At 66.5% G+C, this 26,659-nt stretch carries 20 protein-coding genes and 1 pseudogene; 6 read left to right on the top strand and 15 right to left on the bottom strand.

The annotated features are described in order from the left end of the window. Window positions 1–27 precede the first annotated feature (27 nt). Together RXV79_RS20650 and RXV79_RS20645 are read left to right on the top strand one after the other, a co-directional pair. Complete coding sequence (locus RXV79_RS20650) at window positions 28–1,194, top strand: glycosyltransferase (RefSeq protein WP_316699987.1); 1,167 nt, start codon at window positions 28–30, stop codon at window positions 1,192–1,194. Between the two features lie 175 nt (window positions 1,195–1,369). After that, the gene (locus RXV79_RS20645; protein WP_316699986.1) at window positions 1,370–2,386 is read left to right on the top strand and encodes a sulfotransferase family protein; all 1,017 of its coding nucleotides are present in this window, start codon (window positions 1,370–1,372) and stop codon (window positions 2,384–2,386) included. A 51-nt stretch (window positions 2,387–2,437) separates the two neighbouring features. Here RXV79_RS20645 and cysN read toward each other — a convergent pair whose 3' ends face one another. From cysN to RXV79_RS20630, 3 genes and pseudogenes are all read right to left on the bottom strand, one after another. Beyond that, the gene (gene cysN, locus RXV79_RS20640) at window positions 2,438–4,342 is read right to left on the bottom strand and encodes a sulfate adenylyltransferase subunit CysN (protein ID WP_316699985.1); all 1,905 of its coding nucleotides are present in this window, start codon (window positions 4,340–4,342) and stop codon (window positions 2,438–2,440) included. 12 nt (window positions 4,343–4,354) lie between these two features. Then, the gene (gene cysD, locus RXV79_RS20635) at window positions 4,355–5,512 is read right to left on the bottom strand and encodes a sulfate adenylyltransferase subunit CysD (RefSeq protein ID WP_316704169.1); all 1,158 of its coding nucleotides are present in this window, start codon (window positions 5,510–5,512) and stop codon (window positions 4,355–4,357) included. Between the two features lie 207 nt (window positions 5,513–5,719). Further along, window positions 5,720–6,100, bottom strand: a pseudogene (locus RXV79_RS20630) (hypothetical protein); the annotation flags it as partial. A gap of 89 nt (window positions 6,101–6,189) precedes the next feature. Between RXV79_RS20630 and cysQ the strand changes: the two are divergent. Then, on the top strand, window positions 6,190–6,963 hold the full coding sequence (cysQ, locus tag RXV79_RS20625) for a 3'(2'),5'-bisphosphate nucleotidase CysQ (RefSeq protein WP_316699984.1): 774 nt from the start codon (window positions 6,190–6,192) through the stop codon (window positions 6,961–6,963). Window positions 6,964–6,987: 24 nt separating this feature from the next. Here the strand turns inward: cysQ and RXV79_RS20620 are convergent, their stop codons facing one another. The 9 genes from RXV79_RS20620 to epsI all read right to left on the bottom strand — a co-directional run bounded on the left by RXV79_RS20620 (window position 6,988) and on the right by epsI (window position 16,792). Continuing rightward, complete coding sequence (locus tag RXV79_RS20620; protein WP_316699983.1) at window positions 6,988–8,388, bottom strand: FAD/NAD(P)-binding protein; 1,401 nt, start codon at window positions 8,386–8,388, stop codon at window positions 6,988–6,990. 46 nt (window positions 8,389–8,434) lie between these two features. Next, window positions 8,435–9,502 (bottom strand): acyltransferase family protein, encoded by a 1,068-nt coding sequence (locus tag RXV79_RS20615; RefSeq protein ID WP_316699982.1) that lies wholly within the window; start codon window positions 9,500–9,502, stop codon window positions 8,435–8,437. An 8-nt stretch (window positions 9,503–9,510) separates the two neighbouring features. Then, window positions 9,511–10,875, bottom strand: coding sequence for an oligosaccharide flippase family protein (locus tag RXV79_RS20610; protein ID WP_316699981.1), 1,365 nt, complete (start codon window positions 10,873–10,875; stop codon window positions 9,511–9,513). After that, window positions 10,872–11,744: an exosortase B gene (gene xrtB / locus RXV79_RS20605; RefSeq protein WP_316699980.1), complete on the bottom strand. Its 873-nt coding sequence runs from the start codon at window positions 11,742–11,744 to the stop codon at window positions 10,872–10,874. Before xrtB ends, RXV79_RS20610 begins: the two co-directional genes overlap by 4 nt. Beyond that, window positions 11,734–12,651, bottom strand: a complete 918-nt coding sequence (gene epsG / locus RXV79_RS20600; protein WP_316699979.1) for a chain length determinant protein tyrosine kinase EpsG — start codon at window positions 12,649–12,651, stop codon at window positions 11,734–11,736. The genes xrtB and epsG overlap by 11 nt, the downstream gene beginning before the upstream one ends. Next, complete coding sequence (gene epsF, locus RXV79_RS20595; RefSeq protein WP_316699978.1) at window positions 12,651–14,093, bottom strand: chain length determinant protein EpsF; 1,443 nt, start codon at window positions 14,091–14,093, stop codon at window positions 12,651–12,653. The genes epsG and epsF overlap by 1 nt, the downstream gene beginning before the upstream one ends. Before the next feature lie 9 nt (window positions 14,094–14,102). Further along, window positions 14,103–14,945, bottom strand: a complete 843-nt coding sequence (gene epsE, locus RXV79_RS20590) for a polysaccharide export protein EpsE (RefSeq protein ID WP_316699977.1) — start codon at window positions 14,943–14,945, stop codon at window positions 14,103–14,105. Beyond that, the gene (locus RXV79_RS20585) at window positions 14,942–15,883 is read right to left on the bottom strand and encodes an EpsD family peptidyl-prolyl cis-trans isomerase (RefSeq protein ID WP_316699976.1); all 942 of its coding nucleotides are present in this window, start codon (window positions 15,881–15,883) and stop codon (window positions 14,942–14,944) included. The genes epsE and RXV79_RS20585 overlap by 4 nt, the downstream gene beginning before the upstream one ends. 195 nt (window positions 15,884–16,078) lie before the next feature. Continuing rightward, entirely contained in the window at window positions 16,079–16,792 is a 714-nt protein-coding gene (gene epsI, locus RXV79_RS20580; RefSeq protein WP_316699975.1) for an exosortase-associated protein EpsI, B-type, read from the bottom strand. A gap of 513 nt (window positions 16,793–17,305) precedes the next feature. Between epsI and RXV79_RS20575 the strand changes: the two genes are divergently transcribed. From RXV79_RS20575 to RXV79_RS20565, 3 genes are all read left to right on the top strand, one after another. Further along, window positions 17,306–19,024: a right-handed parallel beta-helix repeat-containing protein gene (locus RXV79_RS20575; RefSeq protein WP_316699974.1), complete on the top strand. Its 1,719-nt coding sequence runs from the start codon at window positions 17,306–17,308 to the stop codon at window positions 19,022–19,024. Window positions 19,025–19,212: 188 nt separating this feature from the next. After that, entirely contained in the window at window positions 19,213–20,439 is a 1,227-nt protein-coding gene (locus RXV79_RS20570) for a right-handed parallel beta-helix repeat-containing protein (RefSeq protein WP_316699973.1), read from the top strand. Then, entirely contained in the window at window positions 20,424–21,662 is a 1,239-nt protein-coding gene (locus RXV79_RS20565; protein WP_316699972.1) for a right-handed parallel beta-helix repeat-containing protein, read from the top strand. The genes RXV79_RS20570 and RXV79_RS20565 overlap by 16 nt, the downstream gene beginning before the upstream one ends. A gap of 10 nt (window positions 21,663–21,672) precedes the next feature. On the opposite strand, the gene RXV79_RS20560 is transcribed toward RXV79_RS20565, so the two are convergent. The 3 genes from RXV79_RS20560 to RXV79_RS20550 form a co-directional block, all read right to left on the bottom strand. Then, on the bottom strand, window positions 21,673–23,250 hold the full coding sequence (locus RXV79_RS20560; RefSeq protein WP_316699971.1) for an O-antigen ligase family protein: 1,578 nt from the start codon (window positions 23,248–23,250) through the stop codon (window positions 21,673–21,675). 79 nt (window positions 23,251–23,329) lie between these two features. Next, the gene (locus RXV79_RS20555) at window positions 23,330–24,190 is read right to left on the bottom strand and encodes a DUF5672 family protein (protein WP_316699970.1); all 861 of its coding nucleotides are present in this window, start codon (window positions 24,188–24,190) and stop codon (window positions 23,330–23,332) included. Between the two features lie 99 nt (window positions 24,191–24,289). Beyond that, the gene (locus tag RXV79_RS20550) at window positions 24,290–26,515 is read right to left on the bottom strand and encodes a xanthine dehydrogenase family protein molybdopterin-binding subunit (protein WP_316699969.1); all 2,226 of its coding nucleotides are present in this window, start codon (window positions 26,513–26,515) and stop codon (window positions 24,290–24,292) included. Between the last annotated feature and the right edge of the window lie 144 nt (window positions 26,516–26,659).

Below are 26,659 nucleotides of genomic sequence, written 5' to 3'. Positions count from 1 at the left end.
ACCCTGTTGTTGGGGGGTGCACAAGGCTTGCCCGCGACGTCCACACTTCGCGGCGCGCTCTCCCCACCGATTTCAGCGACTGGACGCGAATTGACCATCTTCTATATCTGCCCGTGGTCGCCCAAGCCGACCGGCGGGATCAAGCAGATATTCCGCCACGTCGAGGCCCTGAACGCGGGCGGGTTCGATGCCTACGTGCTCGCGCTCGAAACCAAGATGCCTTCGTGGTTCGACTCTTCGGCCGCGGTCGCCAAGGTCAAGGTGCAGCGGCGCTTCTGGGACTTGCGCCGCTCCGCACGACGCAAGAACCAGATTCCCTGGCTCACTGCACCGGTTGGCCCCGAGATCGAGATTGCCCGGCCGGGCCAACGCTCGCTCGAGAGACGCCTCGGTGCGAGCGACATCATCGTGCTGCCGGAGTACTTCGGCAAAGCACTGCAGCCGTGCGGCTTCGGCTCCAAGCTCGTGGTGTTCAACCAGAACGCGCACTACACGTTCACCGGATTCGCGCATTCGGACCCGTTGAACGGCTTCATCTACCGCGGGCACGTGCTCGGCGCGTTAGGTGTCTCTCAGCACATCTGCGACTACCTAAAGTTCGCCTTTCGTGAACTGCCGGTGCTGCTGACGCCGAACGGTGTTGACGGCACACGCTTCTTCCCTTCGCAGGGCGAGAAGAAGAAGCAGATTGCCTTCATGCCCCGCAAGTTGCCGGGCAGCATCGTGCAGGTGTTGCAGATGCTGCGCGGGCGCGGTTCGCTCGATGGCTGGACCTTGTGCCCCATCGACGGCATGAGCGAAGCCGACGTGGCGACGTCGTTGCGTGAATCGGCGATCTTCCTGTCGACCTGCCACGACGAAGGCTTCGGTCTCCCTCCGCTCGAAGCCGGGGCCAGCGGCTGCATCGTGGTCGGGTACACCGGCTATGCAGCGCGCGAGTTCATGTTGCCGCAGTACTGCTACCCCATCGCGCAGGGCGATGTGCTGGGCTTCGCGCAGACGCTGGAATCCGTGCTGGCCGAGTTCACTCGAGACCCGCAGCGCCTGCAGCAGCAAGCCAGCGCGTACGCCACGTTTCTGCATGCGCACTACTCGAAGGAAGTGGAAGGCCGGTCCGTCGTGGCGGCGTGGGGCGAGTTGTGCGGCGCTACCGGTCACCGGCAAACGGACGTCAAAGTCGTTGCAGATGTGTGACGCAGTGCCGCTTTTCGCAGCGCAAACGTGTGGATTTCGAACGTCAGACGCTCGGATGAAGGGGGTGTCATCTGACCCCTTGTCTTACAATTTCCCTCGAAGCAAATGAGTCTTCCGCATTTGCTGCGGTGACCGTGGCGCCATCGGTGCGCTGATCATCCAGTCAACCAGATTGATGAACGTTCTGCCCAGCCCTCTCAGCCGTGGAGTGCGAGACCACGTGATGCAAGCCCAGGCGCCCCATCGCCTGCCTTGCTCGTTGGTCTTTGTGGCGGGCCCGCTTCGCTCTGGGTCGACGCTGTTGACCTTGATGCTGGACAGGCACTCGTCCCTCAAGAATCCTGGCGAATTCGATTTCCTCTTCGATGCCTTCGGCGTTGATGGGGGCCTTGCAGAAGCGCAGGCCATGAGCTCCGAAGAGCTCGACGACTTCTTCAGCGACCACCGCGGCTTTCTGAGTTCGCCATACAAGCTCGGGCCATCCGGGCCGGTGCCCGACCGCCTGCATGAGCTGGTCAGTCGCTACGCGCAGGGCGTGCCGTGCCTCGCGCTGTCGATCCACCGTAATTTCGTCAGCGCGCATGAGATCTTTCCGCAGGCGCGCTTCATCCATCTGCTGCGCGACGCGCGCGATTGCGCCAAGTCGGCCGTCGCGGCTTCCTTCTCCGGCAACGTGTACCACGGGCTGGAACCCTGGCTGAACTCGGAAGAGAGCTGGGACCGCCTGCTGCCCCGTCTGAAGCCCGAGCAGTACATCGAAGTGCGCTACGAAGAGCTGGTGTCGGAGCCTGAGAAGGTGCTGACGCAGATCTGCGAGTTCCTTGGCCTGGAGTTCGAGCCGCAGATGATGGACCTGAGCGGCACCACCTACGAGCCGCCCTCGCCACGCTTCGCGAACCAGTGGCGTCGCAGCATGAGCCCGCGTGATGTCGAGTTGATCGAAGCGCGCGTCGCTCCGATGATGGCCGCACGCGGCTATGAGCTCGTGCACCCGACGCAACCGCGTCTGAGCTGGTGGACGCTTCTCTCGCTGAAGGTGCAGAACACGGTGAAACGCCACCGCGTCGGTCTGCAAACCTACGGCTTCGGCAACTGGATGCAGGACGTCGTCGCCCGCCATCTCGGCCTGCGCAACATGGTGCGCGCTGCCCGGCTGAGGATGTTCCCGATCAAGGCCAAGACGCTCAAGTGATGGCGGCGGTGCCGAAGGCGCCACCACCATCCCGTCGGCTCCGCGCCGGCCTCAGTCGAGCAGGCCCATCGAGCGCAGTTTCTCGATCACCAGGTCGGCCGCTTCTTCGGCGCTCTGCTGCGCGGTGTTGACGCGGACCTCCGGCGCTTCCGGCGGCTCGTAGGGCGAATCCACGCCGGTGAAGTTGCGGAGTTCACCGCGCCGGGCCTTGCGGTACAGGCCTTTCACGTCGCGCGCCTCGGCCACGTCGAGCGGTGTGTCGACGTGCACCTCGATGAATTCGCCCTGCTCGAAGAGGCCGCGCGCCAGCGCCCGCTCGGCGCGGAACGGGGAGATGAACGCGGTGAGCACGATCATCCCCGCATCGACGAAGAGATGCGCCACCTCGCCCACGCGCCGGATGTTCTCCACCCGGTCGGCGTCGGTGAAGCCCAGGTCCTTGTTGAGACCGTGACGCAGGTTGTCGCCGTCGAGCAGGTAGGTGTGGCGGCCCATCGCATGCAGCTTCTTGTCGACGATGTTGGCGATCGTCGACTTGCCGGCACCCGAGAGTCCCGTGAACCACAGCACCGCCGGTTTCTGCCCCTTGATGCGGGCGCGTGCCGCCTTGTCCAGGTCGACCGGCTGCAGGTGCACGTTGTGTGCGCGGCGCAGCGCGAAGTGCAGCATGCCGGCACCCACCGTGTTGTTGGTCATCCGGTTTATGAGGATGAAGGCGCCGGTGTCGCGGTTGTCTTTGTAGGCGTCGAAGGCGATCGGGCGATCGAGCGCGATGTTGCACACGCCGATCTCATTGAGCTCCAGCTTCTTGGCCGCCAGGTGCTCCATCGTGTTGACGTTGATCTTGTACTTCGGCTCGGTGATGGTGGCGCTCAGCGTGCGGGTGCCGATCTTCAGCAGGTAGGGTCGGCCGGGCAGCATGGCTTCGTCGGACATCCACACGAGCGTGGTCTCGAACTGGTCGGCCACTTCCGCGGGGCTGGTGGCCGCCGAGATCATGTCGCCACGCGAGACGTCGACCTCGTCGGTGAGGGTCAGCGTGATGGCCTGACCCGCCACCGCGATCGGCAGGTCGCCGGTGGCGGTGACGATGCGTGCGACGCGGCTCTCGCGCCCCGAGGGCTGCACGCGCACACGATCGCCCGGCTTGATGCTGCCGCTGGCCACGGTGCCGCAGAAGCCGCGGAAGTCGAGGTGCGGCCGGTTGACCCATTGCACCGGCAGGCGGAAGGCACTGCTCGCTTGCTGTGACTCGCCGACGCTCACCGTCTCCAGGTAGCCCATCAGCGTGGAGCCGTGGTACCAGGGCATGCGGGCGCTGTGCTCGATGATGTTGTCGCCGCGCAGCGCCGACATCGGAATCGCGGTGATGTCTTCGAGGCCGAACTGCGAAGCGAAGTTGCGGTATTCCTCGACGATGCTGCGGAAGGTCTTCTCCGAGTAGTCGATGAGGTCCATCTTGTTGATGGCCAGCACCACCTTGCGGATGCCCATCAGCGAGACGAGGTAGCTGTGGCGGCGCGTCTGCGTGAGCAGCCCGCGGCGCGCGTCGACCAGGATCACCGCCACGTCGGCCGTCGACGCGCCGGTGATCATGTTGCGGGTGTATTGCTCGTGGCCGGGGGTGTCGGCGACGATGAACTTGCGCCGGTCGGTCGAGAAGAAGCGGTAGGCGACGTCGATGGTGATGCCCTGCTCGCGCTCGGCCGCCAGGCCGTCGACGAGCAGCGCGAAGTCGATCTCGCCACCCTGCGTGCCCCACTTCTTGGAGTCGGCTTCGATGGCGGCCAGCTGATCGTCGAACAGCATCTTCGATTCGTACAGCAACCGGCCGATGAGTGTGCTCTTGCCGTCGTCGACGCTGCCGCAGGTGATGAAGCGCAGCAGGCTCTTGTGCTCATGCTTGCGCAGGTACTGGTCGATGTCGGTCGCGATGAGGTCTGAAACGTGGGCCATGTCGTGATCCTCTTAGAAGTAGCCTTCTTGTTTTTTCTTCTCCATCGACGCCGATGCATCGTGGTCGATCATGCGGCCTTGCCGCTCCGAGGTGCGGGTGAGCAGCATCTCCTGGATGATCTCGGGCAGGTTCTGCGCGTTCGATTCCACCGCGCCGGTGAGTGGGTAGCAGCCGAGCGTGCGGAAGCGCACGCGGCGCATCTGCGGTGTCTCGCCGGGCTTGAGCGGCATGCGGTCGTCGTCGACCATGATCAGCGTGCCGTCGCGCTCTACCACCGGCCGCTCCTTCGCGAAGTAGAGCGGCACGATGGGGATGTTCTCCAGGTAGATGTACTGCCAGACGTCGAGTTCGGTCCAGTTGGAGATCGGGAACACGCGCATCGATTCGCCCTTGTGCATGCGCGCGTTGTAGAGGTTCCAGAGTTCGGGTCGCTGGTTCTTCGGGTCCCAGCGATGTTGTGCCGAGCGGAAGGAAAAGATGCGTTCCTTGGCACGCGATTTCTCCTCGTCGCGCCGCGCGCCCCCGAAGGCGGCGTCGAACTTGTAGAGGTCGAGCGCCTGCTTGAGCCCTTGCGTCTTCCACAAGTCGGTGTGGATCTGCGAGCCGTGCATGAAGGGGTTGATGCCCAGCGCCAGCGCTTCGGGGTTCTGGTGGACGATGAGCTTCATGTCGAGCTCTTTTGCCATGCGCTCGCGCATCGCGTACATGTCGCGGAATTTCCACGTCGTGTCGACGTGCAGCAGCGGGAAGGGCGGTGGCGAAGGGTAGAAGGCCTTGCGCGCGAGGTGCAGCATCACCGCGCTGTCCTTGCCGATCGAATACAGCATCACCGGGTTCTCGCACTCGGCCACCACTTCCCGGAGGATGTGGATGCTCTCGGCTTCGAGACGTTGCAGGTGGGTCAGCTTTGGGTTCATGGCAGCGGAGGCCTCGGAAAAAGGAGACACGTTGAGCGGCGCGCGCGGGGCCGGAGTGGGGGCGATGAGGGCTGCGGGTGTGGGCGCCGAAGCCGGCAGCTCGGGCCCGACAGGGCAGGGCCAGGTGGCATCGGGCCAGCCCGCAGGTGGCAGGTGAGGGGCGTGCAGCGCGACGCACAACGGCGCGTCGAACGATTCGGACAGCTGAGCGAGGAAGCGCGATATCGCGCCCGCATCGGTGTCGTCGGGCATGGCGCGCCAAGCCATGCGGCCCTTGAGCGTCTGCGCACGCAGCAGAAGGCCGTCGCCGCTCGGCAGGAGCGATGCGCAGCACCAGGCCACCTGCGCGCCGCGTGCGCGTGCCGTCTTGAGCAGCTCCGGCAGCCCGGTGTTCCACCATTGCATGCCGGCCTCGCTCGCGCTCGCGACCTTGCGCCACGGCGCCAGCACAAGCCCCCAGCGCACCAGGTAGCGCGACAGGGTGCGCTCCTCGATGGCGACCCCAAAGCGCTCGTTCACCCAGCGTGCGGTAGTAGACAAAGTCCACACCCCGCCGCCGGCACCTACCGTTTCGGGGGCTTGTAGCAGCGCCGCATGCGTCGCATGCTCCTGCGCGGCATCCAGCACCCGGCCCACGCCGCGCTTGCGCCCACGGCCTTCGAGGGGAACGGCATCCCAGCCGCCTGCGAGATAGGCCTTGTGCGCGGCGATCACGGTGGGGGCGCTCAGGCCGGTTTCGCGGCGGATGTCAGGCAGCGACTTGCCGGCGAGACGCAACTCCACCGCGCGCTTGCGACGGGCGTTCCATTGCTCCAGGTTGGCGGTGGTCTCGAGACTCATCGCGACAATTAAGATTTAATGAACGGGAATGGACGCATGAAAAACTTCGTGCACCTTATTCGAATCACTGACGACTACAAAGGAAAATTGTGACGCTCCCCCTCAACTCAGCGGGCCCCTTGCTCGACGCGATCGTGAAGATCGCGCGCGACGCGGGCGAGGTGATCCTGTCCATCTACGCCACTGACTTCAGCGCGCGCGGCAAGGCCGATGCATCACCGGTCACCGAGGCCGACGAGCGGGCCGAGGCCGTGATCACGGCCGCGCTGACGGCTCTCACACCCGACATTCCCATCGTGGCGGAAGAGGCCGTCTCGGCCGGCAAGATCCCGCAGGTGGGCAATCGCTTCTGGCTCGTCGACCCGCTCGACGGGACCAAGGAGTTCATCAACCGCAATGGGGAGTTCACGGTCAACATCGCGCTCGTCGAAGACGGCAAGCCGACGCTTGGTGTGGTGCTGGCGCCGGCGCTGCAGCGCTTGTTCGCAGGGCGCGCTGGCGCCGGGGCTTACGTGGAAGACGCGCAGGGCCGGCGGGAGATCCGATGCCGCGCCGTGCCGGCCGAGGGCTTGACTGTGGTGGCCAGCCGTTCGCACGGCGACGCCGCAGCGCTCGACCAGTTCCTCGCAGGCCGCAAGGTGGCGGCACTGGCCAACGCCGGTTCGTCGCTCAAGCTGTGCCTCGTAGCGGCAGGCGAGGCGGATCTGTACCCGCGCTTGGGCCGCACGATGGAGTGGGACATCGCGGCCGGCCATGCCGTGCTGGCCGCCGCGGGCGGCAAGGTGGAGACGCTCGCTGGCGCGGCGCTGCGCTACGGCAAGCCCGGTTTCGACAATCCGCACTTCGTCGCCAGCGCTGCCTGAGGCGCCGGTCGCCTCGGTGGCGCGTCAGTGCGCCACCGCCCCCAGGCGTTCGGCACACAGCACCTCGGCCAGCGCCTTGGCGTGCCGGCGCAGCTCGGGCACCGCGGTGCATTCCCAATACTGTGCCCGCAGGAACGGGCCGAGATAACGCAGCACCGGCGAGGGCCTGCCCTTGGCGTCGAGCAGCGCGTAGTGCTCGCCGGTGGCCAATCCGAGGCCCAGGGTGTCGGGCGTGGCCTGGCCACAGGCCAGCAGCGATTGCATCAGCGGCTCACGTGCACGCTTCAGGTCCGTGCTCGGGCCGGTGCAGTTGATGACGTGGGCCACACGCAGCGAGACTGCGCCGTGCGCGCCGCGGGGCCGGTAGATCGCCGCAAGGCCGCCGGCCTGGCCGGTTTGCAGCGACTGCAGTCGCCCGGCGCGCACCTGTAGCCGGCCGCTCTCGAGAAGGGCTTGCAGGCGCTGGTTGAGTGTCGGCGCGAGGCGATGACGGTGCACGTCCCAGTAGGCCTGCACGTGGCGCAGGAACTGCGCGCGTTGCCGCTGGTCGAGGCGCTGCCACAGGTCGGGCGTGGCGTTGCGCAGCGACGCGAGGGTTTCGCGCCAGTCGATCCCTTGGCCGGCCAGGGTGTCGCACTGGGTGCGAATCATGTGCAGCCAACGCTTGAGATCGGGTGGCCCGGCCAGCAGTTCGTCGGGCAGGGTGATGCCAATGGGCGGCGCCCCGCCGGTGCGGTGCGGCTGCGGCAGCAGCCCGCGTCGCGAGAGGGCAATCATCGGGCCGGTATGGCCGCGTGCCTCGAGCGCCAGCGCAATGTCGACCATGGTGAGGCCGGTGCCGAGCAGCAGCACGGGCTCGTCATGACCGATGCGCGACAAGGCATCGGCACGCCACGGGTCTCGCACATAACGCGTGCTGGCCAGCACGGTGTTGTCGTCGAGCCGCGGGTCGGCCGGTGCGAAGTGGCCGAGCGCCAGCACCGTGCGGTCGGCCTCCAGCGACGCGCCCTGGCCGAAGTGCAGCACCGTGCCGTGGTCGGTGAGCTCCAGCGACTCGACATGCTCGCAGCGGTGCTCAAAGCGCTCTGGCTCCGCCAACTGCGCATGTGCCTGCTGAAGCGTCCACTCCAGGTAGTCGCCGTAGAGTTCGCGGCGCACGAAGGTGCCGCCTTGCACACCGGGCTCCTGCGCCTGGGCGTAGCGCAGGAAGTGACCCTCGTCGTCGTCGAAGGCGCTCATGCGCGCCGCCGGCACGTTCAGCACATGATCGGCGCTGCGCGTCCCGTAGGCCACGCCGCGGGCCAGCAGGCCCGAGCGGTTGATCAGCACGACCTTGAGATCGGCTTCGACTGCGTGCCGCATGAGGTGGACGGCGGTGAGCGTGCCGCTCAGGCCACCGCCGACGATGGCGATGATGCGTGTCATGGCGTTGTGGGGAGCAAGTTGGACCTCCGCTTGCAGTGTTCTGCCTTCAGCGCGCCAGAGACTGCCTCAGCAGTTCCGGCGGATGCGACCTCGCGCGGCCGAGCCGCACCATTGGCTGCTCGATGAAGTGGTACGAGAACATCGCCACTGGCAGCAGCCACAAGACCGAGAACGTGACCGTCGCCGGCGCGGCGGTGAAGATCTGCTGCCAGAGGTAGAGGCTGAACGAGATCTTGCCGATGTAGCGCAGCGGAGCCCAGTCGAGGAAGGCCGTCACGGCCCCGCGGTGGACCGTGGTGCGGAAGACGAGCCAGGCGATCGACACCGGCAGCACCAGCGTTTCGATGGCGTTGCGCAGGTGATAGGGCAGGTGGCCGAAGTGGCCGCTGGTCACGGCGATGCAGCCCGCCACCACCACGAGCGCGGCAGCGCTCACCAGTGCATGGTGCCGAGCGAGCCTGGCGAGCGTTTCGCGGTGGTGCGCCAACATCACGCCGGCCGAGATGCAGCAGAAGTGCGACGCGAGCACACGATAGGCTGCCCACTCGGGGGTGTCTGGCATCAGCAGCAGGCTGAGGAGCGGCGTGGCGGCGAGGAACGCGTGGATCGCGGCAAAGAGCCTGGGCTTGACGTGCCGTGGCACCAGAACGAACAGCAGCGGGAACACCAGATAGAACTGCTCTTCGTACGCCAGCGACCACGAGTGCCCGACGAACCACCCGCAATCGAGCCCGGGGGCGTTGCAGACGAAGACGGCGGCCAGCCCGATGCCGGCGGCGTCCTGCTGGATCCAGCCCAGCAGCGAAAAGACCAGCACCGTTGCCAGGTAGGCGAAGTAGGCCGGCAGGATGCGGTAGACGCGGCGCCGGTAGAAGCCCTTCATGCTGAGCGTGCCGGTGGTGGCCTCCTCTTTGAGGGCCAGCCCGGCGATCAGCAGGCCGCTGATGACGAAGAAGACCTTGACGCCCATCACCGACAGGTACGCCGCGATCGGCGATGGCGGGCCGCTCTGGTACCGATAGTTGACCAGGTGGCCGATGATCACCAGCAGGATGCTGATGGCGCGCCAGCCGTCGAGGGCCGGGATGCGCTGGGTCTCGGCGTTCGCACTCATGCGTACGCTCACGTGCTCACGACGAGCCAGAGCGCGTTGGCCGCCCAGCCGAGCGACAGCCCGGCGGCGACGGCGAACGGCAGCACGATGTCGTTGCGCCAGTGGTTCAGGCCATGCTGATGGCGGAACCAGAGGGCGATGGGCCACTGGACGAAGGAACTCGCCACGATCGCGACCAGTGCGCCCTGCAGCCCGTCGATCGAGTAGCCCAGCGGCAGGCCGATGAGCAGCAGCAGCACCTTCGGGAAGATCGATGCAGGCAACAGCGCCGTGCGGCCCATCGCGACGTAGATCTGCTCGGCCACCAGAAAGCGCGACCCGATGGCGCCGACCGCCAGCATCGAGAAGATCTGTGCCGCGCCCTGGTAGCGATCGTCGTACAGCACGCCGATAATGGCCGGCGCCGCCATGAACATGAAGCTGCCCACGAGGCCGATGACCAGGTCGGTCAGCTGCTGGAACTTCCTATAGGTCTCGGGCAATTCCGCAGGGCGTTCACGCACGACTTCGCTGAAGCTCGGCAGCATGATCCGGCCGAACACGCTGCCCACGGCGGACGTGGCCATGCTCGCCAGCCCGAACGCGATGGAGTAGAGCCCCATCGTCGTGCCGTCGAAGAGACCGCTCAAGAGCAGCCGGTCGCCCGTCAGCGCGATGAGGCCGAGCACCGACGAGACCATGACCCACTTGCCCTTGCTGATCAGCTCGTGCAGCGCGTTGCGCTCCAGCCGCAGCCGCGGCGGCGGGCCGGGCAGGTAGATGTGGCTCATGGCGCAGCGCAGGCCGGCCGACAGCAGGTTGCCCATGACCAGCGCCCAGATCGAATGGGTGGCAGCGGCCACGGCGATCATGGCGGCAGTCGAGAACAGCTGGGCGCCCAGGTCGATGGCCGTCGTCTTGCCGAGGTCCAGGTTGCGCTCGGCCACCTTGTTGTTCACCGAGCCGAAGCCGAGCAGCACCATCGAGAAGATGGTCGCGACCATCAGCCAGGGCAGGCGCTCGTCGTCGTAGACCGAGCCCTCCTTGAACATGCCGTGGGTCTGGCCATAGGCGATCAGAAGCGCCACCAGGATGGAAATCGACCAGATCACCAATCCGCGAATGATCTGCAGCGTCCACGCCGTGTTGAGGAACGCGGGGTCGCTTCCGCGTTTGCTCTGCACGATGACCGGGCCGCTGCCGACGTCGAAGATCAGGTTGAGCGTGAGCGTCAAGGCCGCGATGGTGGCCATCAGGCCAAAGGCCTCGGGCAGCAGCAGCCGGGTCAGGAACAGGTTGCCCACGAGCCGCAGCAGCTGGCCGCTGATGTGGCCGCCGCCGGCCCAGGCGCCGGCGCGCAAGGCTCTGCTGCGCAGTGAGGTGGTGATCTTCATGTTGCGCTCGCGGCCTTTTCCCGCCAGGTCATCAGCACCGCATCGAGCGCGAAGAGAAGACCCACCGCCACCGCCATCAGGACGAAGCCCGCCGCACTGTGGAGGAATCCGGCTCCGGCTTCATCACCGAAGTGGTAAGTAATCAGTGAAAGAATCGTCACGCGCACGATGTTGGCCACGAACGCGATCGGGAGGATCGCCGAAACCATGAGCACGTTATGCAAAGTTTGTGCGCGGTGCTTGAAGTAGATGAACAGCGCCCCGATGGCGGTCAGGCTGAACATGGAGTTGAGCCCCGAGCAGGCATCGGCCACCAGCAGCTGGTAGGGGCCGATGGAGATCATCACGCCCGTGCGGGCGATCGGATAGCCGAGGGCGTAGAGAAGGTCCACCACCAGGACCGACACCCAATTCTTGAGCGAGCCGGTGATGGCGTCGATGACGCTGGCCGGCAGCGGCACCAGGAAGAGCAGGTACAGCAGGGGGAACCACGCCGCCTTTAGCCCGCCGCGGCCGCCCAGCAGTGCGAGGCCGCCGGCCAGCACGAAGATCTGCGAGATGAACTCGATGCTGGCAACCGAGAAGGTCCGCCCGAACGCGTACAGCACGACGCCGAACGCGAAGAGCGGCCACCCGAGGGCGTGAAATGGGGGCGTGGATTCCGCGGCGATGCGCTCGCGTGCCCGCCAGAACAGCCAAAGCACCAGCCCGAGGATGATCGGGCCATGACCCATTTCCTCGCTTTGCCAGAGCGTCTGGCTGGCCGCCCAATAGACGGGCAGGTACATGGCGGCCAGCCCCGCCACCAGCAGCCACCACGGGGACAGGGGGCGCACCTCCGCCACCGCACGAAAAGGTTCAGCGCCCACCGGCCTCACCCTGCTTCTTCAGCTTGGCAGGCTTCGTGAAGGGAGCGTCCACCAGCACGGAGCCGACGACCTTGACCCCCGCGTCCTGCATGTGCGCGACGAGATCTCGAAGCTCGGCCGTGCGGGTCATGTTGTTGCGCGCGACCACGAGGGCAGCGCCGGCAAAGCGCGCCAGCAGCGTGACATCGGCTCCGCAGGTGATGGCGGGCGTGTCGATGATGATCACGTCGAAGGCCGACATGCTCTGCTCGAGGATGCGGGCGAACGACGCCCGACCCAGCAGCTCTTCAGGGTTGGGCGGAATTGGCCCGGACGGCAGCACCGCGAGGCCCGGGATACCCGGCACCAGCTTGATCACCTGCTCGTGCATGCGGCCCGTCAGCAGATTGGACAGGCCCGTCTGGTTCTCGACGCGGAAAAGCGAGTTCTGCCGCGGGTTGCGCAGGTCACCGTCGATCAGCAGCGTGCGCTCCTTCGCCTGCGCGAAGGTGACGGCAAGATTCGCGGCCAGCAGGCTGCGGCCTTCGCCAGGGCGCGTGCCGACCACGGCGAGCGCCACCCGCGATGCGCCTTCGCGGAACCAGCGCAGCTGGAGCTGGCTGCGCAACGAGCGCAGCCGTTCGCCTTCGGCGCTGAAGGGCCGGTAGGCCACCACCACTTCATCGCTGACCGGATGGCCCGGCCCGCTCAGGTACGGGTAGTCGAACTGCAGGGACAGCGCATAGAAGATGTCGGCTTCGGTCAGCAGCCCGAGCTGCATGCCCGCATCGCCGAAGCGAAGGTCCCGTTCCTTCTGGAAATTGATGATGCGTTCGACGTCTTCGATCGCCAGACGCCCTGAACTCACCAGAATCGCCCCAATTGATCGGTCTGCCTCTCGCGCCTTGCCCGAGGACATCGTCGCCATCAGGTGCCCTCTTCCAAGGTGAGTTGCGGTGGGTAGTTCCGGTCCGCCGGCGGCAGGCCCTGCGGCCCGCGCGGGCGGTGCGGCCAGCGGCGGTGGGCGTCGGCCCACGGCGACACCACGCCGAGCACCGGCACGCCTTCGACGAAGTCGAGGTCGGCTGGGCTGCGCACACGCCGATCGAGCAGCTCCCAGCCGAGGGCGGCGGCGATCGCCAGCGCCAGCCCGAGCAAGGCCGCGGCACCCATGTTCTTCGCAATCTTGGGGCTCGACGGCGCCAGTGGCTCAACGGCAGGTGTCAGCACGCGGGCGCTGGCTTGGTCGGCCTGGCTTTCGAGTGAGACCTGGCTGCGGCGGTTGGCCACGGCATCGTGGGCACGTTGTGCCGTTTCGACGTCGCGCTGCAGCAGCGCCATTTCGTCGAGCTGCGCGCGCAGGCCGAGCACGGTGCGCTTCTGCGCTTCGGCCACCGCGGTGAGTTCGGCGATCTTCTGGCCGGTCGCGCGGTTCACGGTCGCGGTCACGCCCGACACACGGCGCATCTCGGAGCTGATCTGCTGCTTGATGCTGGCGATCTGCGCTTCGAGCTGCACCCGCTGCGGGTGGTTGGAGCCGACGATGGAACTGATTTCCTGGAGCTTGGTTTCCGCACGGGCTAGCTCGGACTTCAGGCCCTGGACCACGGTGCTGGACTGCACGTCGGGAGACGTCTCGGTGCCGGTGTTGCGCTGGCGGCTGTTGGTGTCGGCCAGTTCCGCCTGGGCCGCCGCAAGTTGCGCCATCGTGGTGGCCAAGCGTGAGCTTTCGAGGTCGACCCGCTCGGTGGCGATGATGCCGCGCTCGCGCTGGAAGTTCGACAGCTTGCGCTGTGCGTCTTCGAGCTGGGTGCGCAGGACCTTGAGGCGTTCGTCGAAGAAGGTGCCGTACTGCCGCGAGGGCTCGATGCGCAGCTCGACGCTGAATTCGATGTAGGCCTTGGCGAAGGCGTTGGCGGCTGCGGCCACGAAGCGCGGGTCGCCGCCGGTGAAGCCGATGTCGATGAGGTTGGTGTTGCGCGCCGGCACGACGCTCAGCCCGTTGCGCAGGATGGTGCCGTAGTAGGTCTCGATCGGCACGCGGCCCTGCGTGGCCTGGCGCCACTGCTCGACGGCGGCGGGCCCTTCGGTCATGCCCAGCATCTTGGCAACGCGGCCGGCCAGGCGTTCGCTCTGGATGATTTCCACCTGTGTGCCGAGGAACTCGCGGGAGGCGATCGAAGGCATCAGCGTGGCCACGAGCGGGTCGGCGCGGACGTCGAGCAGCAGGGAGGTCTCGGCGGTGAACTTCTTCGGCATTCGCAGCGAGACCACGAAGGCGACAGCCATCACGAGCACGAAAAGCGCGAGCACCAGTGGCCAGCGCAGCCGCAGAATCAGCAGGATTTGTCGAAGGTTGAGGCCGTTCATGGCATGCGATCAGAAGACGGACTCGCGGACGTAGACCACGTCGTCGGCGCGCAGAGAGTCGTTCATCTGCACGTCGATGATCTGCACATTGCCGTTTGCATCGCGACGGTGCACCTTCAGGCCGCGGGCGGTGCCGCGCTGGGTGATGCCACCGGCGCCTGCGAGGGCCTGTACGAGGCTCATTCCGCGTTCCAGGCGCAGCGCACCCGGGCGGGCGATCTCGCCGTACATGTAGACCACGGGGGCACGCTCGACCCAGATCACATCGCCGTTCTGCAGCACCACGTCTTCGCCGCGGCGACCCGGGCCGAAGATGCTCGGCAGGTCGATCTCGACACGGTAGGGCTGGCCATTGCGGCGGCCGACCAGCACCACGGTGTCAGAGCCGCCAGCGGCGATGCCGCCGGCCGTGGCCAGGATGTCGGTTAGCTTGGTGTCGGCCAGTTCGAGGGGGAAACGGCCCGGGCGGCCTACTTGGCCGAGCACCGAAACCTGGTGGCCACGCACCTGCGTGACGAGGATGGAGACTTGCGGCTGCTTCACGAAGTTGCCGTCTCTCAGCCCGTCGGCGATCTTCTTCTCGGCTTGCAGCAGGGTCAGGTTGCCGATCGCAACGGAGCCGAGGAGCGGAAACGAGATCACACCGGTTTCGCTGACGCGGGCTTCGAGCGTGAGGTCGGGGTTCTGGAAGACGGTGATGCGGATCACGTCGCCAGACGCCAGCCGGTACTGCGCGTTGGCCGTGCCGCCGGCCTGAGCCGACGCAGGTTGGCTGAAGCTGAGGAGCGACAGGCCTGCCAGCAGCGCAACGGCACAGGCGAGGTGGCGAGTCAGATGGCTCAGGTTCTTCATTTCGGGCTCTCGCTGTTGCCGGAGGCTGCGCCTTGCACGGCGCCGACGGGCGACGGTTGCGATGCAGCGGTCTCGGCCTGATTCGCGAAGCTGCCGACGTAGCGGATCGTGGACGCCGCGCGCAGGGCCTTGATGTCGTCGGCGATGATGCGCCGCTTCTGTTCGTTGAGGAGGAACTGCTCGATGGCGGGCTTGGCGCGGGCCAGCTCCACCGGCTCGAGGCGCGAGTTGACCACCGCGATCACGAGCAGGCCATTGGGCTTGTTGATGACGAGCGTCTCGCCGTCCTTCATCTTGGCGAAGGAAGCGAGGCTGTCGAGCGGCAGCTGCTCGGCCGGGCGGACGGCCTGGTTGAAATCGAACTTGAAGCTGTTGGCGCGCAGGTAGTCGGTCAGCTCGTTCAGCGCCTTGCCCGATTGGGCCTTCTCGCGCACCGCATCGAGCTGTGCTGGCGTGGCTTCGATCAGCCACTCTTGCAGGCGATACACACGCCGCTCCGCGAAGAGCGCGGGGTTGTCGTTGAAGTACTTGAAGACCTGCGCATCGCTCGGCTTGCTGGCGCCTTCGCCAACACGCTCGTAATAGGCACGGGACAGCACTTCGCGGCGCGCGGCTTCGAGTTGCTGCATCACACGCGGGTCGCGATCGAGCTTGATCTCGCCGAGCTTCTGAATCGCCAGCTCCTGATCGATCAGGCGCTCGAGGGCCTGCTTGCGCGCCGCGTCGGCCTGGTCAGGCCGAAGGCCGCGCTGCTGCTCGAGCAGGAAGTTGACCTGATGGATCGTGATCTCTTGCTTGTTGACCTTGGCGACGACTTGCGAGGCAGGCTTGTCGTCGGACTTGCTGCAACCTGCGAGAAGCACGCCAAACACCGCGATGACGCTGGCAGCGACGGCAGGCCATGTGGGTTGCTTGCCGGGTTGTCGCTGCGGGTTCATTCAGGCTGTCTCCGGACTGGGTTCGTCAAGGGGATCGCGTTGCATCGGAAGCGGGCCTGAGTGCTCGCAGGCGCGCGCTGAGACCCTGAAGTTTTTGAGTGTAGCGGCTGAGGATGTTCCGTCCCGCACCCGGATTGAGGGGGCGAAATGGAGCCCGTGTCAGAGGCGTGAAATGTTCACTGCGCGTGCACTGGATCACAGGGTCTTGGCATGTCCGCCCGTGCCTGACAGGCCACTCAGCCGCACACGATCCGCCGTTGCCGTCGCGCCCAACAGATCGGCCACGAAGCGATCGTGCTCGGCGTAGGCGCGCTTCGTGTCCGTGTCGATCGACGACACGCGAAACAGCAGCCCGTCGGGAATCTGCCCCGTGAGCGTGGAGCGGATCTCCGCCACGCGCTGCTCGAAGCGCGAGCGCACGGCCTGTTCGCCGAGCGTGAACCAATAGGTGACCGGCTCGAAGTGGCTGCCCTTGTGGGTGCTCATGCGCCGCCCCGGGATCGCACCGTAGGGCGTGCCGATCTCGGCGCTCTCGCTGTGGAGCAGGTTGAAGCCCTGGGCGGGGTAGCACACCTCGGGCTTGTGGGCCTGCATGGCGCCGCGCTGGTGGTTGCCGTAGGCGACCGACAACATGATGCGGTAGCCGCTTGGGCTCACGTACGTGCGGGTGAGCACCTGGCCGTACAGCTTGTCGAGCAGCTGCTGCGTCTGCGGATTGACCACGAGCACAGACTGCGCCGGGTCGAGACGCCAATTGCCGAACTGCTGGGGGATCGCCTGCTCCAGCAGGATGCTGGGCGCTTCCTTCCGGGCTGCGAGCGCTTGCGGTTGTGGCGCAAAGGCCAGGATGACCGACGCCGAGCACATCAGCGTGGCCAGCACCGCAGCGATTCGAAGCCTGGACACCATGAGCGAACTTCCCCGGGCACCGGCCCGGGCGGATTCTGCCCCGCACTGCAGACGCCCGTCGGTGCCGGCACGGTTGAACCCCGACAAATGCGGTGGAAATACCGGCCATCTCCCTCGTCCTCGGGGTGGCCTGCCTGTGCCCGCCTGTTACGACGGTTCTGGTTTGTAAGTTTTCCGAAACACCGCCTCGGAGGGCCAGTGCTCGCAAACCCCCTAGTTATGGGGGTGTAGGACCTGTTCCGTTGCCTTCTAGAGAAAACCCCGGCGGATACGTGTTGACAGTTCGACTTACAGCGCCTAGGTCGGCCGCGCCGAAACTGCTCATACCAAATCTGCAGTCCCGAACGAATGAGTCGGGGCTCAGGCTGGATAGGCCGAGGTCTCTGCGTGATGGTGATGCACCGAAATGGTGGCAGCCGCTCAGGTTGGTAGTCCTCAATTGAAGCGTGTTGCAAACCCTTGTGCGACGCCCGAAGCAGCCCTGAAACGGGCGTCAACTTACCGGAATTTGAAATGTTGTCTTTCTCGATCGAAACCAGATTCAAGCTGATCCCCCTGTCTGCCCTGTGCATGGCCCTGGCGGCCTGCGGCGGCAGCGACACCTCCACCACCGAAGGTGCACAAGCCGAATCTGAAACCCAGACCGAAAGCGCCCTCGGCGTCGTGCCGCAGTTGGTGTCCGCACCGACCGGCTGGACGCGTGTGGCCAACGAGGGTCAGCGCTTCACCCTCACGACCACCACCACCCTGCGCTATGGCTCGGGCACCCTCTACGTCCAGCGCACCCTGGCCGCCGGGACGTACACCTGCGGCAATGCGCTCTTCTACCGTGACCCGCGTCCGCAGTACGCGAAGGCCTGTTACGCGATGCCCACGAGCGCTCCGGCACCGACGCCTGCGCCGGCCCCGGCCCCTGCGCCCGCTCCGGCACCTACACCGGCTCCTGCCCCCGCGCCGGCTCCCGCCCCGGCTCCCGCGCCTGCCCCCGCCCCGGCTCCGGCACCTGCGCCCGCACCGGCTCCTGCTCCTGCTCCTGCGCCCGCACCGGCTCCCGCTCCCGCTCCCGCCCCGGCTCCGTCTGGCGCCCCGACCTACTACTTCTCCGACTGCCAAGCCGGCGCCGCCACGGGTTGCATCCCCGGCAGCAACGGCAACCCCGGCACCCAGGCCCTGCCCAAGCAGAACCTGTCGGGCATCAACGTGAACGCTCTGCCGGCCGGCACCCGCCTGCTCTTCAAGCGTGGTGGCGCCTGGGCGAACTTCGCCGTGACGATCGACAACCCGAACGCCAGCGCTGCTGCCCCCTTGGCATTCGACGCCTGGGGTACCGGTGCAGCTCCGACGCTGCGCGTCGCCTCCGGCAACATGTTCAACCTCGGCGGCGGCTGGAACAACACCAGCAACGACGGTGGCTACACCTTCCGCAACCTGAAGCTGGACGGCATGGGCACCGCCGAATGGGGCGTCTGGTTCGTGCAGAACGTGCGTGACGTGATCATGGAGAACAACGAGATCACCGGCTTCCGCATCGCCATCAACTCCAACGAAGGCACTCCGTACGGCGTCTCCGGCGTGACCCTGCGCAACAACAACATCCATCACAACCGTTCGATGGGTCTGCTGGGCCACTACGACAACCTGCTGATCGAAGGCAACACGATTGAAGCCAACAACTTCAGCGGCAGCATCTTCGACCACGGCACCTACATCGGTGGCGGCCACAACATCACCCTGCGCAACAACCGCTACGTTCGCAACTCGACCGTCAACGGCACCTGCATGGGCGGCAACATGACCTTCCACGGCCAGATCGACGGTCTGACGATCGAAGGCAACACCATCGAGCAAGGTGCTTCGGCGCCGAGCTGCTACCTGATGTCGATCACCCAGGGCTACACGACGGCCGAGTGGTTCCGCAACGCCATCGTTCGCAACAACACCCTGATCAACGGAGGCAGCGCCATCGTCGCCCAGTCGGCTCCTGGCATCCTGATCGAAGGCAACCGCACCATCCGTACGCAAGCCATCGGCACGGCCAGCATCAGCATCGGCGGCCAGTACGCTGGGGGTGACGTGGCAGACGGCAACGCCGTGGTCCGCAACAACACCCTCTGCCTGGCCGGCGGCGGTGCGAGCGGCTCGGTGACCTCGATCAACTCGCCGGGCTCCACGGTCACCAACAACGTGGTCCTGAGCGGCGCGGCTGCCACCACCGGCGTGTGCGCACAGTGATCGCCGGTCTGAACTGACCCCCAGGGCGTCAAGCCCCAAGGCCTCGCAGCATGCTGCGAGGCCTTTTTTCATTTCATGTCCCGCGTGTATTCTTGCGGCGCCCGATTTCGGCTGGACGTCGATGGAGATTGCAAATGGGAATTCGCGCGCAGTGTGAGACAAGCGGGATCGGGGTGGCTGGCTGGCTGATGGCACTCACCGTGCTGGCCACCGCAGGCTGCGCCAGCTCAGCCTCGGCGGTCGGCCGCACCTACTACTTCTCGGACTGCCAGCCCGGAGCCGCCAAGGACTGCGTGCCCGGCAACGACAGCAATTCCGGCACGTCTGAGCGCTCGCCCAAGCGCACATTGGCGAGCGTCGACTTCAGCGCCTTGCCTGCCGGCAGCAAGCTGCTGCTGGCCCGCGGCGGCGTGTGGGTGCAAGGCCTCATGCTGATCGAGAACATGCGCGCCACCGCCGAAGCGCCGATCGTCATCGACGCGTACGGCAAGGGCGACCGCCCCTGGATCCAGGTGCCGCATGCAAAAGCCACCGCCTTCGTCTTCGGCGGCTACAACAACACCACCAACGACGGCGGCTACACGCTGCGCAACCTCAAGATCGACGGCATGGGCATCGCCGACTGGGGCTTGTTCCTGGTCCACAACCTGCACCACGTGACCCTCGAAGACAACGAGATCACGGGCTTTCACATTGGCATCCATTCACAGGCGCGCGGGCCGCATGGCGTGACCAACGTCGTCATCCGCAACAACAGCATCAGCCGCAACAAGGGGATGGGCATCCTCGGCCAGTTCAGCGACAGCGTGATCGAAGGCAATCTCTTCGAGGCCAACAACTTCTCGGGCAGCACCTTCGACCACGGCACCTACCTTTCCGGCAGCGACCCTCACAGCGGCAAGAACGTCGTCTTGCGCAACAACCGCTACATCCGCAACTCGACGGTCGACGGCGTCTGCAAGGGCGGCAACATGACCTTCCACGGCCAGATGGACGGCGTGCTCATCGAAGGCAACCAGATCGTGCAAGACGCAGCCACGCCCGGCTGCTGGGCAATGTCCATCACGCAGGGCTACACGTCGGCCGAGTGGTTCCGCAACTTCGTCGTGCGCAACAACCGCATCGTCAATTCCGGCAACACCGGCATCGCGGTGCAGTCGGCGCCCGGCATCGTGATCGAAGGCAACGTCATCGTGAACACCCAGGCCACGCAGCAGAACGCCGTCTTCATCGGCGCCGGCAAGTACGAAGGCGGCGACGTGCCCGACGGTGATGCGATCGTTCGCAACAACACCATCTGCTTCGCCTCGACCAACGGCGCTGCGGCGCGCGTGCTCGCATCGAGCAGCAAGGTCGACAACAACGTGGTGCTGACCGGCGCTGCAGCCAAGACCGGCGTGTGCGCGCAACGCTGAGCGCCCTGGCGCTGGCAGGCGCCGTCTCGTGGGGAGCGCAGGCGCAGGCGGCGGCCACCTATTACTTCTCCGATTGCCAGCCGGGTGCGGCACCCGGCTGCGTGCAGGGCAACGATGCCAACGACGGCAAGAGCCCGCGCTCACCCAAGCGGCGGCTCGAAAGTGTCGCCATCAACGCATTGCCCGCCGGCAGCAAGCTGCTTCTGGCGCGTGGCGGTGTCTGGGTGCAGGACATGCTGGTCCTCGACAACCCGCGCGTCACCGCCGAGGCTCCGCTCGTGATCGACGCCTATGGTCGCGGTGAGCGGCCGTGGCTGCAGGCGCCGGGGGTGAAGAACGCGGTCTTCATGTTCGGCAAGTACAACAACACCTCCTACGACGGTGGCTACACCTTGCGCAACCTCAAGCTCGACGGCCGCGGCACCGGGCAGTGGGGCCTCTTTCTGATCCACAACCTGCACCACGTGACGATCGAGGACAGCGAGATCACCGGCTTCCACATCGGCATCCATTCGCAGGCCAGGGCGCCGCAAGGGGTGAACCACGTGGTGATCCGGCGCAACGTCATCAGCCGCAACAAGGGCATGGGCATCCTTGGCCAGTTCAACGACAGCCTGATCGAAGACAACCTCTTCGAGGCCAACAACTTCTCGGGCAGCGACTACGACCACGCCATCTACCTGTCGGGCAACGAAGCGGGCGGGCGCCGCAACGTCGTGCGCGGCAACACCTTCCGCCACAACTCGGTGGTCGACGGTGTGTGCAAGGGCGGCAACGTCACCATGCACGGCCAGATGGACGGCATGCTGATCGAAGGCAACACCATTGAGCAGCGGGCGTCGGCACGCAGCTGCTGGGGCATTTCGATCACGAGCGGCTACAAGACGGCCGAGTGGTTCCGCAACTTCGTGGTGCGCAACAACACGGTGGTCAACCTGGGCGAGTGCGCCTTCTGCATCAACGCCTCGCCTGGCATCGTGGTCGAGAACAACCGTGTTTTCAACGACCAGAAGAGCCCTCACGTCGCCGTGATGATCACCCGCGGCAACCGGACCCCCGGCGACGCGGAAGACCGTGACGCGGTCGTGCGTGGCAACGTGGCGTGCTTCCCCTCGGGCGCGTCGAACCAGGTGGCCGTGCGGCTGGCCTCCGCGGCCGCGGATGTCAGCGACAACCTGACGCTGGCCGGCGAGGCCGCCACGCGCGGCGTCTGCGCGCGTTAGGTCCCGCCGATCACCGCCAGGTGGCGCGGCCCGGCGTGCGCAAAGGCTGCGGGACCGGGCGCACCGCGCCCACCGGCCCCGCCCCGACCTGCTTCCGGACCGGCTCGCCACGCGCCACCAGCTGGGTGAAGCCCACCATGAGGCCGGTCAGGCACCAATAGAGCGGATAGACCAGGAAGATCGGGCTCACGGTGGCGATGGTCACGAGCACGCCGACCATCGTCGCCAGCAGGGCCCGGCCGAGCACATGGCGCTCGTCGTGCTTGTCGAGTTTCAGCAGGCTCATGAAGACGCCCCACATGGCAGCGGCGACCAGCAGGACGAAGACAGTCAACGACACGATGCCACCTCGCAGCGCGATCATGATGTAGGTGTTGACCACGTCGATGATCCCGTCGCTCCCACGCAGAGACTCGATCTCGGGAATGGTGGCGAAGTCGTAGTTGCCGAAGAACGGGTACTGCAAGATCACCCGGATGGCGACGTCGAAGAGGTTCTCGCGGAAGTCCACGTTGCGGGCGTCGACCGTGCCGATCCAGGGCAGGTGGTCGATCATCGCCAGTCCGGCGTCGGTCGTCAGCAGCACGGGCAGCGACAGCAGGATCGCACCGGCCAGCTTGCCGATGCTGCCGAACGGCGAGGGCCCGAGCAGCAGGAAGACCATGATGATGGCCACGCCACCGACCCAAGGCCCGCGGGCGAACGCGCCGACGATCCCCGCGAACATCAGCGCCATGCCCGCGCGCCGCATCCAGGGGTTCTGGATCAGCGTGCGCACGTACAGGAAGATGCCGATGCCGACCGCGGCCACGTAGCCCGCGATGATCGATTGCCCCGCCGTGCCTTCGGCGCGCAGCATGCCTGAGCGGATCAGATAGCCCCGGTCGCCGATGCTGACCCCGAGTGCCCGCTCGAGCGACGAGTAGAGGAGCCAGCGACGCAGGAATTCGAAGGCGACGATCGCACAGAAGACCCACAAGCCCGCGGTGAGCATGCTCAGCGACTCCCGGAAGTGCTGGATCGACCGCAAGGAACGGCTGCTGACGTAGTACAGCAGGAAGACATTGGTGAACGCGTAGAAGACGCTGTCGCGCAGCACGCTCGGCAAGGTGCGCTCGGGCAGCGTGAGCACGATCTCGAGCGCGAACATCACGATCATGATCTTGTCGACCAGCAGCTTGCCGAAAGGCTCGACGTCGGGCCGCTTGCGCAGTTGCCACCACACCGGCACCAGGATGAGGAGTGCAAGGATGCGCAGCGGGTCGAGTGCGAAGAGTTCCTTCACCAAACCGCCGCCGGAGATCGAGGCCGTCAGCCGCGGCAGACACACGAGCACCGCGAAATGCATCGCCGCCTTGTTCGGCTCGTCGCGCGACAGGATGAGGATCGCGACTGCGGCGACCGCCGCGAAGATCCAGAAGTTGTGCGCGAGGAACGCCGACAGCGTCAGCGCGAACCACAGGTTGCGCCGCCGGTTGAAGTCCTGGGGCGTGACCAGGCCATTGGGGATGATCGTCTTCTTGGCGAAGAGAAACACCACCCAGGCGATCGGCAGGATGAAGCAGAGGGCTCTTAGATGCTCAGGCAACCGGCTTCTCCGGTACGGGCAGGGAGGCCGCGAAGGCGGCGGAAAGTCAGTGTAATTGCGCGCCGTGAAGGGCCCGCGATCAGCCGACCTTTTCCAATGTGTGGAATGTGCTGCGCGGCACGAGCCCATCCAGGTTGTAGCCGCAGGCTTCGATGTGCGGGCGGAAGAACTCGAGGTCGTAGCGCGTCCAGGCGTGGCAGCCGAAAGGCAGGCGCTCGCCGTTCAGCTTGTAGAGCCGGCGCGGCAGCGTCTCGAACGAGAACTGGCGCGCTTCGTCGAACGAGGCCACCTTGAACCAAGGCAGGTGGCGGTTGACCACCAGGCCCCAGAAGCTGTCTTCGCCACGCTGGTAGTTGATCGTCGTGTCGCGGCCGAAGGCGATGCGTGGCAGGTCGACGATGAAACGCCGCAGTGCCTGCAGCGGCTTCTGGCGAGCTTCAGTGGCAAGCAGGCGCAGCCACAGCCGCTTCGAGAGCCGCCCGCGCAGCATGGCCGAGACCTTGCGAAGCGAAAAGCCGCCATTGCCCACGCCGTGCACGGCGGCGTTTTCCTTTGCCGCGACCATGCCTTCGAACCAGGGCGCGCCGATGTAGTCGAGCCCGCGGTCGCACCAGGCGGCGAGGTCGTCGCGGAAGACGAAGGCATCGAGTTCATAGAAGAGCACGTACTCGTACTGCGCATAGCGGCGGTACAGGAAGGGCTCGATCTTCATCAGCGTGAAGTTCGCGTAGCTCGACTGCCAGTGCGGCGGGATGTGGTCGACCTCGATCTGCGGGATGACGGCGCGGTAGGCGCTCGTGTCCATGCCCTCGGGGCAGACGAGCTTGATCGGGTAGTGCCCCAGCACCTCGAAGCACTGCCGCAGCGAGATCTCTTCCAGCGGCGTGAAGGTGGGTTGGTGCACCGTGATGAGGATGACAACCCGCTTGGAATCTTTCATGGTGTGAACCGGCCTGGGCATCGTGCAGCGGCACATTGTTGCCGCTGCTGGCGTGGCAGGAACCCACTCAATCGAGGGCCGATTCCGGTGTGATGGACCTCACGCCCAGCCCAGGCGGGTGCGGCTGATCGGCAGCGTGCGCACGCGGTGGCCGGTGGCGCGGAAGATGGCGTTGCACACGGCCGGCGCCACGGGCGGCAGGGCCGGCTCGCCGAGCCCGCCGATGGGATTGTCGGAGTGCAGGAAGTGCACCTCGATCGCCGGTGCGTCGGCCATGCGCAGCAGCGGGTAGTCGTGGAAGTTGCTCTGCTTGGCCCGGCCGCCTTCGATGTCGACCACCTGCAGCCAGGCCGCGCTCAGGCCATCGAGGATGGAGCCCTGCACCTGCGCCTCGGCGCCGCTCAGGTTGACGATCTGCTCGCCCACGTCGCATACGCAGACGACGCGGTTGACGCGCAGCTGACCTTCAGGCGACACCGCGACCTCGGCCACCTGCGCCACGTAGCCGCCGTAGCTTGCATGGAAGGCGATGCCCTGGCCTTGGCCTTGCGGCAGGGCGCGACCCCACTGGCTCTTCTCGGCCACCGCCTGCAGCACGCGGCGCATGCGGGCGACCTGGTAGACGCCCTGGCGCGAGAAGAAGCCGGCCGGCCGCATGGCTTGTCGATCGCCGAGCAACGAGAGCTTGAAGGCCAACGGGTCCTGCCTGGCCGCATGGGCCAGCTCGTCGACGAAACTCTGCACGACCCACGCGCTCACGTTGGCATGCGGGGCCCGCCACGCACCCATCGGGATGCCGCAGTCGATGGCGCTTTGCTCCACTCGGCAGTCACTCACCCAGGGCGCCGGGAATTCGTTCCCGAGCTGCGGGTCGATCGGGCCGCCGCGCCCTAAGCCGATGAAGTGGTCGTGCCAGGCGACCACCTCGCCCGCCCGGCCGAGGCCGCCGCGCAGCAGGTGGAAGCCGCCGGGACGGAAGTGGTCGTGCTGCAGGTCGTCTTCGCGCGACCACACGAGCTGCACCGGCACCGGCGAGCGCATCGCGATGGCCGCGGCTTCGACCACGTAGTCGCTGGAGAGCCGCCGCCCGAAGGCCCCGCCGCCGCGCACGATGTGCATGCGGATGGCGGCGGGCGGCACGCCCAGGCTCTTGCTCACGTGATCGCGCGCCCATGACGGCGCCTGCGAGGCGGTCCAGAGCTGCAGCGTGCCGTCCTTGAACGAGGCGGTGCAGTTGAGCGGCTCGAGCGCCGCATGGGCGATGAACGGGTAGGTGTAGAACGCCTCGACACGCTGCGAAGCCGAGGCCAGCGCCTTCGCCACGTCGCCTTCCTGGCGCGAGACGGTCGCCCCCGGTTGGCGTGCGATGCGCGCGGCCTGTTCGGCGAAGCTGGCAAAGCCCTGTCGCGCCACCGGGCTGTCGGCCCACTGCACCTTGAGCTTCTTGCGCGCGCTGAAGGCCGCCCAGGTCGACTCGGCCACGATCGCCACCCCCGGGCGCAGGCCGAGCACGCCGCCGATGCCGGCCACGACGAAGGCATCGTGCACGCCGGGCAGGGCCTTCACCTCGTCGAGGTTGGCGCTCCGCACGGTGCTGCCGAAGACCGGGCACTTCTCGTACACCGCATAGCGCATGCCGGGCACGCGCACGTCGATGCCGAAAAGCGGCGCGCCGCGCACGATGTGGCTGTTGTCGACACCGCCGATGCGTGTGCCCAGCAGCTTGAAGTCGCGGGGCGACTTCAGCTTGACCGCACGCCCCGTGGGCACGGGCAGCGTGGCGGCGCTGGCCGCCAGTTCACCGTAACGGAGAGAGCGGCCCGAGGCGCGGTGGTGCACCGCGCTCATCGCCGCATGGCATTCGCGCACGGGCACGCCCCACGCGTTCGCGGCCGCGTGCACAAGCAAGGTGCGCGCGGTGGCGCCGAGCACGCGGAACGCCTGGTAGTTCCTGGGCGTGGAGCTGCTCGCGCCGCTGAACTGGTTGCCGTAGGCCTCGTCGAGATCGCCTTGTTCGACGACCACGTCTTTCCAGTCGACCTCGAGTTCTTCGGCGAGCACCATGGGCAGCGAAGTCTTCACCCCTTGGCCCACTTCCATCTGCTTGGCGATGAGCGTCACCACGCCGTCGGGGGCGATGCGGATGAAGACGTTGGGCTTGAAGACCTCCTGCGAACGCAGGAGGTCTCGCGACGGGGCGGCGGCGCTCGCGTCACCCGAGGAGCGCAACGCGAGGCCGAGCATGAGCCCGCTGCCCGCGAGAGTGGTGACGGCGAGGAATCTCCGGCGTGCGGGGCGCTCGGGTGGAGCGGGCGTGTGGGTCACGGCGCGAATCGATCAGAAGGCTGCGGATTATTTCACTCGCGGCCCAAATCCTTCTCGTTTGGCCCCACGGTCTTACGCTCAACTAGGGGGTCTGGACCCCCGGTAATGCCGCACATAATTCCGCGGGTTTTTGCGTAGTTTGGG

Source organism: Piscinibacter gummiphilus, from assembly GCF_032681285.1.
Classification (GTDB): Bacteria; Pseudomonadota; Gammaproteobacteria; order Burkholderiales; family Burkholderiaceae_C; genus Rhizobacter; species Rhizobacter gummiphilus_A.
This window is presented reverse-complemented; position numbering and strand designations above follow the sequence as displayed.